The sequence below is a fragment of the Azoarcus olearius genome, from assembly GCF_001682385.1.
Classification (GTDB): Bacteria; Pseudomonadota; Gammaproteobacteria; order Burkholderiales; family Rhodocyclaceae; genus Azoarcus; species Azoarcus olearius.
The window spans coordinates 1289361-1302442 of record NZ_CP016210.1 but is presented as its reverse complement, the minus strand read 5'-3'; the positions used below and the strand labels follow the sequence as shown (position 1 = coordinate 1302442).

Sequence of the window (13082 nt, the reverse complement as noted above, 5' to 3'; positions counted from 1 at the left end):
CGCAAGACCGTGCCCTTTTTCTTTGCTGGCCGCACGGCAGCGATAACCCCTTCATCGGCATGCTTATTGCAGGGCAGCTTGGCATTTCTCAAACCAAGCAGGAGATTTACATGCTGTTCGACCGCTATGAGCAACAAGGGCTGCTCTTCAACATGAACTTCAAGGAGGCCAGCACCACCGCCGGTAAGGCTGCCTACCGGGGCGAACTCGTCCTGGTCGAAGGCGAAGTCGGCGATGCCGCCGGTCGTCGCAAGCCGCCCACCGAAGTGATGCGCGGCGCTGTCCTGCTGTCCGACGGCGACAAGCTGGAGATGGCTGCCGGCATGCTGAACGACGTCAGCGAAGTGCCGCTGTTCTTCGAGAAGTACGGCGAAGACCTCGTCCCGGGCGCCAAGCTGCTGTTCTTCGTGGTCAACGTCGCCAAGCCGCTGTTCACCGAGTTCGGCGGCCAGACCTCTGCGCTGATCCCGCTGCAGGACGGCATGGTGTGGAACGAGCTGATCGACGAACTGAAGCTCGAAAAGGGCGACTTCAAGGGCCAGTCCGCCGCCGACAAGGTACTGACGGTCGCTGGCGCCTTCGCCGACTACAAGCCCAAGTACCCCACCGTGGGCTGGGACGAAGTCGTCGCCACCAAGACCAACGCCGTTCGCGAAGCGCGCGGTCCGGTCTGAGTCTTGTCGGGTTCAGCCTTGTCGGCTGTCCTACAACGGACGGCCGGCAGGCTGCAGTGTGGCCCAACGCATCCGGTATGATGCCGACGCCCGGCGCCGCCGGGCGCCCACCGTCCTCCCCGGAAACGCCAGGGTGCGCTTTCCGCAGCCCACCGGAGGCGGTCACTCATCACGGAGCCATCATGTCCCAGTCCATCCAGACCGCCGACCTCTGCGACGCCAACGAAGGCAAGGTCGCCGTCGTCGCCCCGATGTTCCGCAGCTTCGGCGGCCGCAGCGCCTTTGGTGGCGCCATCGCCACCCTCAAGCTGTTCGAAGACAACGCGCTGGTGCGCAAAACCCTCGAAACCCCGGGCAACGGCCGCGTGCTGGTGGTCGATGGCGGCGGCTCCATGCGCTGCGCGCTGGTCGGCGACCAGCTCGGCGAACTCGGCGTCAAGAACGGCTGGGCCGGCATCGTCGTCTATGGCTGCATCCGCGATTCCAAGGCGCTGTCCGGCATGGACATCGGCGTGTTCGCGCTTGGCACCCACCCGCTGAAGTCGATCAAACGCAACACCGGCGAAGCCGAACTGCCGGTCACTTTCGGCGGCGTCACCTTCGTGCCCGGCCACTACCTCTACGCCGACGAAGACGGCGTCATCGTCTCCGCCAGCGCGCTGCTGTAAACGCCGACGGGCGGCAGCCCTCCGGCCCCGCCCGCCAACTGGCCGCGCGGCGCCCGACAGCGGGCGCCCCGGCCTGCCCAACAACGCTCAGCCGCCCGCAGCCATCTTGCACTCGGCAGCAAAGCGGTCGGCATGCGCCTTGATGACCACGCCCACGGTCTTGTTGGTGGTCTGGCCCTGCGCATTCTTCGCCACCGCCCGCATGTAGATGTCCTGGACCGGATACTGGTTGGTGTTGAAGCGGAAGCTGCCGCGCACCGACTGGAAGTCCGCCGCTCGCAGCGCCTTGCGGAAGGCCGCCTTGTCCTCGATCTTGCCGCCGACCTTCTTGACCGCGCTGTCGATCAGCATCGCGGTGTCGTAGGCCTGCGCCGCGTACATCGTCGGGATGCGGCCGTAGGTCTTGATGTAGTCGGCGACGAAGCGCTTGTTGGCCGCGTTGTCGAGGTCGGCGGCCCACTGCGAGGCGTTGTAGAGCCCGGTGATCGACTCACCCACCGCCTTGATGGTGTCCTCGTCGGCAGAGAAGCCCGGCGCCAGCAGCGGGATGGTCTTGCTGAGGCCCGCGCCGTCGAACTGCTTGATGAAGTTCACGCCCATGCCGCCCGGCAGGAAGAAGAACACCGCATCCGGCTTTGCGACGCGGATGGTGGCGAGTTCCGCGGCGTAGTCGAGCTGGCCGAGCTTGGTGTAGATCTCCTCGACGATCTCGCCCTTGTAGAGATGCTTGAAGCCTTCCAGCGACTCGCGCCCGCCGGGATAGTTGGGCGCGATCATTGCCACCTTCTTGTAGCCCATGTCGCTGGCGAACTTGCCCATCGCCGCCGGGATGTCCTCGTTCTGCCAGGCGAGCGCGAAGAAGTTCGGGTCGCACTTGTCGGCGGCGTAGTCGCGCGGGCCGGTGTTGGTCGACAGATACACCGTGTCGGCCTGCAGGATACTCGGCAGCACCGGCAGCACCACGTTGGAGAACACCCCGCCGGTCACCAGATCCACCTTGTCGCGCTTCAGAAAGCGCTCCACCGTCTGGCGGCCGGTCTGCGGATTCTGCTGGTCGTCGACCACCTCCATCTTCACCGGCAGGCCGCCGAACTTGTCGCCGGAATGCTTGAGCGCCAGCAGGAAGCCGTCGCGCACCTCGGTGCCGAGCGCCGCGCCCGGGCCGGACAGCGTGGTCATGAAGCCGATCCTGATCTCGTCGGCGGCGTGCGCCGGGGCGCACAGCAGGCCAAGCGCCAGCAGGGCGGCGGCGGTACGGGTGAGCGTGCCTTTCATCGTGAATCTCCGTAAGGGGTTGGGGATGCGAAACGGCGGTTGGAAGCGGGCACGGCCGCGCACCTCGTGGGATGCGCGGTCCGTGCGGGAGGAAGGACCGGATGCACGGGCTCAGACGCCCATGTAGCGGTGCCACAGACTGCGGTCGGCAGCCAGTTCGGACGACGGCCCCGACCACACGACGCGGCCGCGTTCGAGGATCAGGTGGCGATCGGCAAGGCCGACCAGGCGATCGACGTACTTGTCGACCACCAGCGTCGTCTGCCCCTCGGCCTTCAACTGCGCGAGGCAGCGCCAGATCTCGTCGCGGATCACCGGCGCCAGGCCCTCGGTGGCCTCATCGAGGATCAGCAGCCGCGGGTTGGTCGATAGCGCACGGCCGATCGCCAGCATCTGCTGCTCGCCGCCGGAAAGCTGGTTGCCGAGGTTGTCGGCGCGCTCCTTCAGGCGCGGAAACAGCGCGTAGATGCGCTCCAGCGTCCAGCCGTCGCGCTGGTCGTTGCGGTTGTCGGCGAAGGCCACCAGATGCTCGCGCACGCTCAGGTTGGGAAAGCAGTGGCGGCCTTCCGGCACGATCGCCACACCCATGCGCGCGATCGCGTCCGGCCGCATGCCGGCGATCGACTTGCCGAGAAAGCGGATGTCGCCGCGGCTGGGCGCGAGCGTGCCGACGATGCTCTTGATCGTGGTGCTCTTGCCCATGCCGTTGCGGCCGAGCAGGCCGATGACCTCGCCCGGACGGATCTCGAAATCCAGCCCGAACAGCACCTGGCTGGCACCGTAGCCCGCCTGCAGGCCACTACAGGAAAGCAGCGCTTCGTGTTTCATGCCACCGCCTCCGAGCCGAGATAAACCGCCTGCACTTCAGGATGCGACTTGATCTGCTCGGCCGTGCCGCTGGCCAGCACCTTGCCGTACACCAGCACCGAGACACGGTCGGCGAGCCGGAACACCGCATCCATGTCGTGCTCGATCAGCAGGATCGCCATGTCGCGCCGCAGTTGCTGGATCAGCTCGACCATGCGCGCCGACTCGTCCGGCCCCATGCCGGCCATCGGCTCGTCGAGCAACAGCAGCTTGGGGTCGGCCGCCAGCGCCAGTGCCACGTCGAGCTGGCGCTGGGCGCCGTGCGGCAGGCTGCCGGCGATGCGGTCCAGCTCACCGCCGAGGCCGACGCGTGCCGCCAGCGCCGCGGCGCGCTCCGTGAGTTCCGCCTCGCCATCGCGGCGGCCGAGCGGCACAAAGCTGTTGCCGCGGTGCGACTGCACCGCCAGCATCAGGTTGCTGCGCACGCTCGCGCCCTTGAACAGGTTGGTGACCTGGAAGCAGCGCGACAGCCCGGCGCGCACCCGCTTGTGCGGCGGCATGCGGGTGAGGTCGACGCCGTCCAGCACGATGCTGCCGCCATCGGCCGGCAACATGCCGGAAATGAGATTGACCAGCGTGCTCTTGCCGGCGCCGTTGGGGCCGATCAGCGCATGTACCTCGTTGGGCGCAACCTCGATCGAAACCTCGTCGGTGGCGCGCAACCGGCCGAACTGCTTGACCAGACCGCGGGTGGAGAAAAGCGTCATGCCGACCTCCGCAGCAGATGGAAGAAGCCGACGCGGGCGGCGCCGGTGCCTGCAGCACGGCAGCGGCACAGCGCGCCGAGGCCATCCGGCGCAAACAGGATGATCGCGATCAGCAGCGCGCCGAGCGGCCAGTGCCAGTACTCGGTGCTCATGCGCAGCACCTCTTCCAGCGACACCCACACCGCCGCGCCGATCACCCCGCCCCAGCGATGCCCCAGCCCGCCGAGCACCACGATGACGATCAATACCGCCGACTGCGACCAGTGCATCGAGGACGGACTGATGAAGCTGTTCTGCGTCACCATCAGCGCGCCGCCCAGCCCCGCCACCGCCGCGGCGATGACGAAGGCCTGCAGCTTGAGCAGGAACACCGGATAGCCCAGCGCCAGCATGCGCGACTCGTTGTCGCGCACGCCGATCAGCGCCTGGCCGAAACGCGAGCCGATGGCGTGGTGGAAGAACAGGAAGCACAGCGCGCACACCGCCAGCACCACCCAGTACAGCGTGGCGTCATCGTCGGCGTTCAGCCCGAAGCCGAGCAGCGGGCGCGCCATCAGGTTGTAGCCGTCGTCGCCGCCATAGGCGCGCAGCGACACCGCCAGGTAGTACAGCATCTGCGCGAAGGCGAGCGTGATCATGATGAAGTACACCCCGCGGGTGCGCAGTGAAACTGCGCCCACCAGCAGCGCGGCCACCGCCGCCGCCAGCATCGCTCCGCCCCACAGCGCCCAGGCGTTGGTGATGCCCGCCTCGGTCATCGCCACTAGCGCATAGGCACCGACACCGACGAAGCCGGCGTGGCCAAGCGCCACCATGCCGCCGTAGCCCATCAGGAAGTTGAGGCTGGTCGCGATCAGCATCACGATCAGCATGCGCATCACGAAACCGGTGTAGTAATCGAGGCCGAAGTGAGGCGCCAGCGCGGGAAAGACCGCCAGCGCCGCCAGCAGCAGGCCGGGCGCCAGCCAGGCGTTGTTATGGCTGTTCATCTTCACCCCCTCGCCGGGAACAGGCCGCGCGGCTTGAAGCACAGGATCGCCGCCATCAGCACGTACATCGCGATGCCGGCCAGCGCCGGGCCGACGTCCGCGGCCAGCGCTGGCGGCATCACCGCGCGCAGGGCCGGCGGCACGAAGGCGCGGCCGGCGGTATCGACCAGCCCGACCAGCAGCGCCGCGACGAAGGCGCCGCGCACCGAGCCGATGCCGCCGATCACGATCACCACCAGCGCCGGAATCAGGATCGCCTCGCCCATGCCGATCTGCACCGCGGTGAGCGGCCCCATCAGCGCGCCGGCCACCCCGGCAAGTGCCGCGCCGAGCACGAACACCACGGTGAACACCGATTGCACCCGCACGCCCATCAGCTCGGCCATCGGCCGGTCGGAAGCGCCGGCCCGCACCAGCATGCCGAGTCGGGTGTGGTTCACCACCACGTACAGCAGCAGCGCCGCGGCGACGCCGGCCGCGAGGATCAGCAGCCGGTAGGAGGGATAAGGCAGCTCCGCCATCAGCTGCACCGGGCCCGAGAGCGCCGCCGGCGTCGGCGCCATGATGGGCGCGGCGCCCCACAGCCACTTCACCAGGTCGTCGGCCAGCAGGATCACGCCGAAGGTGGCGACCACCTGGTTGAGGTGGTTGCGGCGGTAGAGCCGACGCATCAGCACGGTTTCCATCAGTGCGCCGATCGCCACCGTCACCACTACCGCCGCCAGTACCGCGGCGATGAAGGAGTGGCTGTGCTCATGCACCGTGGCGGCAATGTAGGCGCCGAACATGAACAGCGTGCCGTGGGCAAGGTTCATCGTGTCCATCACGCCGAACACCAGCGTCAGCCCCGCGGCGAGCAGGAACAGCATCAGGCCGTAGCCAATGCCGTTGATCAGCTGTTCGATGACGAAAGTGCTATCCATGGCCGCCTCCCGCGCGGCGCGGCCGCGGCCCGGGGGGCAATGACGTACAGGGCGCAGCGGGCCGGCCAGGCGCGGCCGCCGCGTCGAAGTCGATTGCTTTCAAGACTCGTTCTCCCGCGCACGCCGGGTGCGCCCAAGGGGTGAAGGTGGCCGGATCGAAGCGTCCGGCTTGAGGACGATTCTTCGGGAATTCCACGGCAGGGACTATCCGGAATAGGCAGGCCGCGAAACGGCTTTTGTCCGAATCAGGCAAGCCCGGGAGCGCCGGCAGGCCCGTTTGCGCGGCGCAGCAGAAGCCGGGCGGCGACCGCACCGGGCGCCGCGGACGCAGCGCCGGACGCGGATGCACCACGCCGCCAATGACATCCGCACACCTTCGGCGAGCGCCGGCCGCGGCCCGCGCGCTGCGGCGCCGCGACTGCCAGGGCGGAAACCCGCTGCAAATTGCGGACAAGGCTTGCCAATCGCGGCTATTGCCGCCGCGCCTGGCCGAATAAATTTTGCTCCGCCGGCACACCCCGTCGTCCGCCGGCCGTACCTACCGGAGCCCCCCGATGACCGCGCTTTCCATGCGAGTCGCACAGATCGACGCCCTCACCCCGCTGATCCGCAGGCTGATCCTGCGCACCGCGGACGGCAGCGCCATTCCCGCCTATACCGCCGGCGCCCACGTCGAACTCCACGTCCCCGGCGAGCGTCCGCTGCGCCGTGCCTACTCGCTGGTGACCCCGGCCGACGGCGGCGACCGCGTCGAGATCGCGGTGCAGCTGGAAGCCCAGGGCAGCGGCGGCTCGCGCTGGGTGCACAGCCTGAGCGAAGGCGAGACGATCACCGTGTCGCCGCCGAAAAACCTCTTCCCATTGGAAGAAGCCGCCGAGGAATACCTGCTGCTCGCCGGCGGCATCGGCATCACCCCCATCCTGTGCATGGCACGCACGCTCGCCGCCGCCGGCAAGCGCTACGCCCTGCACTACGCCGCCCGCGACCCCGAGCGCGCCGCCTATTGCGCCGAGGTCGAGGCGCTGGAACACGCCCGTTGCTGGTTCGACGGCGGCGATCCCGCCAGGGGCATGCCGCTGGCCGAGGTCATCGGCGCCCCGGCCGCCGGCCGCCATCTCTATGTGTGCGGCCCCAAGGGCTTCATCGCCGCGGTGCTCGACACCGGCCGCAAGCTCGGCTGGGCGGACGCCAACCTGCACTGCGAACTCTTCACCGGCGCGCTGGATGAAGCCGGCGACCGCCCTTTTACCGTGGAGCTCACCACCAGCGGCATCACGCTGGAAGTGCCGGTGGGCAAGACGGTGATGGACGTGATGGAGGAAGCCGGACTCGACCCGATGTTCGACTGCCGCCGGGGCGAATGCGGCATCTGCACCGCCAAGGTGGTGGCAGGCGAAGCCGACCACCGCGACATCTGCCTGTCGGCGCGCGAGCGCTCGGAAGGCGGTTTCTGTACCTGCGTTTCACGTGCCCGGTCCGAACGGCTGGTGCTCGAACTTTGACAACCCGAGGAGAGCAGCAATGACTCTGTCCAACGAAGCGCTCGCCGCCCTGGTGCGCGCCGACAGCGTGCACAAGCGCGTCTATACCGACCCCGAGATCTTCGCCCTGGAGATGGAACGCATCTACGGCCAGGCCTGGATCTACGTCGGCCACGAAAGCCAGGTGAAGAAGACCGGCGATTACCACACCACCCGCATCGGCGATCAGGACGTCATCATGGTCCGCGCCGCCGACGGCAAGGTGCACGTGGTGTACAACCGCTGCCCGCACAAGGGCGCCAAGGTGGTGGCCGAGGGCGACGGCTGTACCGGCAAGTTCTTCCGCTGCCCCTACCACGCGTGGACCTTCAAGCTGGACGGTTCGCATCTGTCGCTGCCGCTGAAGAACGGCCTGGAAGGCACCTGCTACGACCCCGCCAACCCCGACTTCTCGATGAAGGCGGTGGCCCGCGTCGACAGCTACCGCGGCTTCGTCTTCGCCAGCCAGTCGGCCGAAGGCCCGGACCTCAAGACCTTCCTCGGCGGCGTCGCCTCCTCCATCGACAACCTGTGCGAGCGCTCGCCGGTGGGCGAGGTGGAAGTGGCCGGCGGCACCTTCCGCGTCATGCAGAAATCGAACTGGAAGGTGTTCTACGAGAACCTGCACGACACCATGCACGCCCGCGTCACCCATGAATCCTCCTTCGTCGCCGCGCGCGAGGAAGCGGCGGCGCTGGGCGAGATGCCCTTCGAGCTGCTGATCATGGACGGCAACGGCGAGCCCTACGAGTTCTGGGAAAAGCTGGAGCTGCGCGCCTACCACAACGGCCACGGCTACATGGAAGGCATCTTCGACCCCACCGCCGCCACGCGCGACCCGGTCTCGCGCGACCACTTCGCGGTGCTTTCTGACGCCTACGGCGAAGACAAGGCCCGCCAGATCCTCGGCATGAACCGCCACAACACCATCATCTACGGCAGCGGCTCGCCACACACCGTGTTCCAGCAGTTCCGCGTGATCCGCCCGGTGAGCGTGGACCGCACCATGATCGAGATCCAGACCTTCCGCCTGAAGGGCGCGCCGGACGCGGTGTTCGACCGCGCGCTGACCTACGCCAACCTGATCAACTCGCCGTCCTCCAACGTCATGCCGGACGACGTCGAGGTGTACAAGCGCTGCCAGGAAGGCAACCAGACCCGCGGCGGCGACTGGGTGAGCCTGCACCGCTACCTCGGCACCGACCAGGAAACGCCGGACGGCATGGTGTCCACCAACGGCACCAGCGAACTGCCGATGCGCAACCAGTTCGCCGCCTGGAAGCAGTACATGCTGAACCCCGCCCCCACCCGCCAACGCCAAGCCCAGGAAAAGGAGGCCGACCGTGCAACTGCTTGATCGTACTTTCGACGTCTCCACCGTGCCGGTGTCCGGCGCCAGCCTGTCCGCCGAGGCCGTCCGCCGCGTGGAGCAGTTCCTCTTCCACGAAGCCCGCCTGCTGGACGAACGCCGCTTTGCCGAATGGCTGGCGCTGTGGACCGAGGACGGCCGCTACTGGGTGCCGCGCTTCCACGACCAGGCCAACCCCTTTGAGCAGATCTCACTGTTCTGGGAAGACAAGATGCTGCGCGAAGTGCGCGTCCGCCGCGTCGAGAACGCCCGCAACTGGTCGCAGCAGCCGCTCACCCGCAGCGCCCACCTGGTCGGCAACATCACCATCGAAGGCCTGGACGCTGCCGGCCACCTGATCGTGCGCTCCACGCTGCAACTCACCGAATGGCGCATCGACCAGCGCCAGCTCGCCGGCGCGGTGTTCCACAAGCTGGCGGCCACCGAGGACGGCGGCTGGAAGATCGTGCTGAAGCGGGTGAACCTGGTGAACTGCGACGACGTGTTCGCCAACCTGGAGGTGTTCATCTAGATGCGCGCGTCCGCACGGCCGCCCGAAGGAAAGCGCGCCCCTCCCCTGGGGAGGGTGGAGCAGGGGTTTCGCGGAGCCCCGCTCCGCGCCTGCGTAACGAGCCGGCTGTGCAAAGCCGACGCTCCGGCGCGCCTGGACGGGAGGGCAGAAAAATGACAACGCCGGTTGTCGTCGCCCTGCACTACCAGAACGACCAGCTGCACCCCGAGGGCCGCATCCGTGTGGGCCTCGCCGAGGACGACCCGGCGCGCGCCCGCCTGATCGCCGCCGCCGGGCGGCTGCTGGCGGGCGCCCGCGCACGCGGCTGGCCCATCATCCACGTGCGCATGGCCTTCCGCCCCGACTACGCCGACCTCGCCCGCAACACGCCGATCTTCCGAAAGACGGCGGAGATCGGCGCGGTGCGCGACGGCCACTGGGGTTCCGAATTCTTCGCCGAACTCGCGCCGCTGGACAGCCCGCGCGAGTTCGCCTTCAAGCACAACCGCATCAGCGCCTTCTACGGCACCGAGCTGGAAGCGCTGCTGCGGTTGCTGGACGCAAAGCAGCTGGTGATCGCCGGCATCGCCACCCACTCGGTGGTGGAGAGCACGGTGCGCGACGCCGCCGACCGCGGCTACGACGTCACCGTGGCGGCGGATGCCTGCGCCGCCGCCGGCGCCGCCCACGACAACGCGCTCGCCAGCATGCGGCTGATCGCCGAGGTCGGCGACGTCGACAGCGCCTTCGCCGCCCTCGCCCCCAAAGGACACGCATGAGCACAACCGAAACCCCGCGCCTGGCCGGCAAGGTCGCCATCGTCACCGGCGCCACCCAGGGCCTGGGCGCCGACATCGCCCGCGTGCTCGCCGGCTCGGGCGCCACCGTCTACATCGTCGGCCGCGGCCGTGACGCCGGCGAGGCGGTCGCCGCCGGCATCGGCAGCCCGGCCCGCTACCTGGAAGCCGACATCACCGACGACGACGCCATCGAGCGCTGCATCCGCACCGTGATCGACGACTGCGGCCGTCTGGATTTGCTGGTGAACAACGCCTGCAGCTACAACGACCGCGGCCTGGCTTCATCGCGGGCCGAATGGCTGGCGACGCTGAATGTGAACCTGGTGTCCGGCGCGATCTTCACGCAGAAGGCCGCCGAGGTGATGCGGCCCGGCGGCGTGGTGATCAACCTCGGCAGCACCGGCGGCAAGTTCGGCGCCGACGGTCGCGCGGTCTATCCCGCGTCCAAGGCGGCGATCATCCAGATCACCAAGAACTTCGCGGTCAGCCTGGCGCCGCTCGGCATCCGCGTGGTGTCGGTGTCGCCGGCGTGGACCTGGTCGCCGTCGGTGGAGAGCATGACCGGCGGCGACATCGCCAAGGCCGACGCGGTCGGCGCCCATTTCCATCCGCTGGGCCGCGTGGGCCGCGGCGAGGAGGTCGGGCGGGCGATCGCGTTCGCGGCGAGTGCGGATGCGTCGTGGATCACGGGGATCGACATTCCGGTGGATGGCGGGTTCTCCATCCTCGGGCCGGATCAGGGACGGTCGCCGCGGGAGTGGTTTGCGAGGTTGCAGCCGGAAGGGTGAGCTGGGGCACTAGGCCCGACAATCACCTCGTCGCGGCGGCGGCCGGTTTTGTCCCTCCCCCTTCAAGGGGGGCGGAGCCGGGGTTTCGGCAAGCATGCTTGCCGCCGGTGTAGCGGCGAGGCGAAGCCGAGACTCCCGGTTAGGAGGGGGATGGGGCTGGATTCGCGCGGGCAATACCCATCCCCACCCCAGCCCGGGAGTCTTCGCTTCGCTCCGCCGCTCCGGCGGCGCAGAGCAATGCTCTGCAAAACCCCGCCTACGCCCCCTTGAAGGGGAGGGAGCACATCACCCCAGCCCGGTAGCCGGTGCTGGGAGACACCGTCGTTCGGCCGGCGGCGAGCGATGCTCGCCGAAACCCCGCCCTCACCCCCTTGAAGGGGAGGGAGCAAGAGCCCCTACCCCTTCACCAACGCATTCGCCACATGAAACCCCGACGCCCCCGACAACCCCGGCCCCGGATGCGTCGAGGCACCGATGTGGTACAGCCCCTTCACCGGCGTGGCGTGGTTCTTCACCCCGCGCAGCGGCCGCCAGAACAGATACTGGTCGATCGCGCACTCGCCCGAGTACGGGTCACCACCCACCAGGTTGATGTTGAGCCGCTCCAGGTCTGCCGGCGAGATCACCTTGCGGCCGATGATGCTGGCTTTCAGATTCGGCACATGCGCGGCGATCCGTTCGATCGCGCGGTCGGCGTAGCGCTCACGCACGTCCTCCGTCCAGCTGCCGTCGGCGGGCGCGGCGATTTCGCCAGCGGCGTCGCCGCGCACGGTGCGCGGGCATTCCGGCAGCTGCACCCACATCACCCAGCCGCCGGCCGGCGCGCGTGAGGGATCGACCGCGCAGGGCTGGGCCACGCAGATGGTGCCTTCGGCCGGCAGCAGGCCGCGCTCGGCCTCATTCACCGCGCGGGACACGCCGTCCAGGCCGCTGGTCAGGTGCAGGTAGATCACCTCGCGCAGCTTGGGGTCGGCCCATTGCGGCGGCTCGGACAGCGCCAGGTGGATCTGCATGTTGCCCTTGCCGTAGCGGTACTGCGCGGCCTGGCTGCGCAGCGGTTCCGGACTATGGGCGGCGGGCAGCAGGCGGCCGTAGAGCTGGGTGGGGGTGACGTTGCAGATGACCTGCTTCGCCTCGAACACGCGGCCGTCGCCGGTGCGCACGCCGCGCGCCTTGCCGCCTTCGACCAGGATCTCGGCAACGTCGGCACCGGTTTCGAAGCGGCCCCCGGCGCCTTCGACCACCGCGCGGAAGGCATCCACGGTGCGTGCGTTGCCACCCTTCACCAGCGGCAGGCCGACGGCCTCCAGCGTGAACGCGATCACCTGCGCCATCAGCGCCGACATCGCACTTTCCGGCCCGAGGCCGGTGTGCAGCACCCAGGGCGCCAGCATCGCGCGCACCAGGTCGGACTTGAGCTGGGTCTCCATCCAGGCGCGGCAGCTTTGCATCGCGGGGCCGAAGAAGCCGACGGTGTCGTGCGTGCCCTGCTTCCACAAGCGGCCGAGCATGGTCTTGGCGACGCCGGCGCTCCACAGTTCGTTGCCGAGCAGCGCGAAGATCAGTTGCGCGTTCTGCTCGACGAAGGCCATGCCGGCGCCGTAGGCATCGCCGTCGCCGGGGGCGAGCGCGTTCATCATCGCGATGTTGGCGGCACGGTCGCGGCCAAGGATCAGCGAGCGGCCGTCGGGCAGCAGCACGCCGGTGGGAGTGGCGTTGTTGCCGTAATCCAAGCCGTTGGCGTGCAGCGCGTCCTTCAGTTCGGCGTAGCCGGGCGAGGTGACGAACAGCGGATGGGCGGTGGACATCGTGTCGTGCAGGTAGCCGGGCGCGGTGAGCTGCTCGCTGCGGATGCAGCCGCCAAGCACCGCCTCGCGCTCCAGCACCAGCACCTTCTTGCCGCGCCTGGACATGACGCCGGCGCACACCAGCGAGTTGATGCCGCTGCCGACGATGATTGCGTCGTAGCCGCTCATCGCGTGACTCCCGGCTGGCGCAGCGGGTTGGAGGCT

Annotated in this window: 13 protein-coding genes; 7 read left to right on the top strand and 6 right to left on the bottom strand. The window is 68.6% G+C overall.

The window, feature by feature from the left end; all coding sequences use genetic code 11:
* Positions 1-110: 110 nt before the first annotated feature.
* Together dqs_RS06115 and rraA are read left to right on the top strand one after the other, a co-directional pair.
* A complete protein-coding gene (locus tag dqs_RS06115; protein ID WP_041642371.1) occupies positions 111-674 on the top strand; it encodes a hypothetical protein in 564 nt (187 codons plus the stop codon).
* Between the two features lie 182 nt (positions 675-856).
* Positions 857-1342 carry a ribonuclease E activity regulator RraA gene (gene rraA / locus dqs_RS06110; protein ID WP_011764864.1) on the top strand — a complete coding sequence of 162 codons (486 nt, stop codon included), beginning with the start codon at positions 857-859 and terminating at the stop codon, positions 1340-1342.
* Between the two features lie 87 nt (positions 1343-1429).
* Here rraA and dqs_RS06105 read toward each other — a convergent pair whose 3' ends face one another.
* The 5 genes from dqs_RS06105 to dqs_RS06085 form a co-directional block, all read right to left on the bottom strand.
* Positions 1430-2617, bottom strand: coding sequence for an ABC transporter substrate-binding protein (locus dqs_RS06105; protein ID WP_011764863.1), 1188 nt, complete (start codon positions 2615-2617; stop codon positions 1430-1432).
* A 111-nt stretch (positions 2618-2728) separates the two neighbouring features.
* Positions 2729-3445 carry an ABC transporter ATP-binding protein gene (locus dqs_RS06100; RefSeq protein WP_011764862.1) on the bottom strand — a complete coding sequence of 239 codons (717 nt, stop codon included), beginning with the start codon at positions 3443-3445 and terminating at the stop codon, positions 2729-2731.
* Positions 3442-4191: an ABC transporter ATP-binding protein gene (locus dqs_RS06095; RefSeq protein ID WP_065339941.1), complete on the bottom strand. Its 750-nt coding sequence runs from the start codon at positions 4189-4191 to the stop codon at positions 3442-3444. The genes dqs_RS06100 and dqs_RS06095 overlap by 4 nt, the downstream gene beginning before the upstream one ends.
* Positions 4188-5180, bottom strand: coding sequence for a branched-chain amino acid ABC transporter permease (locus dqs_RS06090; protein WP_065339940.1), 993 nt, complete (start codon positions 5178-5180; stop codon positions 4188-4190). The genes dqs_RS06095 and dqs_RS06090 overlap by 4 nt, the downstream gene beginning before the upstream one ends.
* 2 nt (positions 5181-5182) lie before the next feature.
* Entirely contained in the window at positions 5183-6103 is a 921-nt protein-coding gene (locus dqs_RS06085) for a branched-chain amino acid ABC transporter permease (protein WP_011764859.1), read from the bottom strand.
* Between the two features lie 554 nt (positions 6104-6657).
* On the opposite strand from dqs_RS06085, the gene dqs_RS06080 reads away from it, so the two are divergent.
* The 5 genes from dqs_RS06080 (at position 6658) to dqs_RS06060 (ending at position 11070) form a co-directional block, all read left to right on the top strand.
* A complete protein-coding gene (locus dqs_RS06080) occupies positions 6658-7605 on the top strand; it encodes a PDR/VanB family oxidoreductase (protein ID WP_065339939.1) in 948 nt (315 codons plus the stop codon).
* 19 nt (positions 7606-7624) lie between these two features.
* Positions 7625-8980: an aromatic ring-hydroxylating dioxygenase subunit alpha gene (locus dqs_RS06075; RefSeq protein WP_065339938.1), complete on the top strand. Its 1356-nt coding sequence runs from the start codon at positions 7625-7627 to the stop codon at positions 8978-8980.
* Positions 8967-9503: an aromatic-ring-hydroxylating dioxygenase subunit beta gene (locus dqs_RS06070; protein WP_011764856.1), complete on the top strand. Its 537-nt coding sequence runs from the start codon at positions 8967-8969 to the stop codon at positions 9501-9503. Before dqs_RS06075 ends, dqs_RS06070 begins: the two co-directional genes overlap by 14 nt.
* 152 nt (positions 9504-9655) lie before the next feature.
* A complete protein-coding gene (locus tag dqs_RS06065; RefSeq protein ID WP_065339937.1) occupies positions 9656-10261 on the top strand; it encodes a cysteine hydrolase family protein in 606 nt (201 codons plus the stop codon).
* Entirely contained in the window at positions 10258-11070 is an 813-nt protein-coding gene (locus tag dqs_RS06060) for an SDR family oxidoreductase (RefSeq protein ID WP_065339936.1), read from the top strand. Before dqs_RS06065 ends, dqs_RS06060 begins: the two co-directional genes overlap by 4 nt.
* Before the next feature lie 395 nt (positions 11071-11465).
* On the opposite strand, the gene dqs_RS06055 is transcribed toward dqs_RS06060, so the two are convergent.
* A complete protein-coding gene (locus tag dqs_RS06055) occupies positions 11466-13046 on the bottom strand; it encodes a phytoene desaturase family protein (protein WP_011764853.1) in 1581 nt (526 codons plus the stop codon).
* Between the last annotated feature and the right edge of the window lie 36 nt (positions 13047-13082).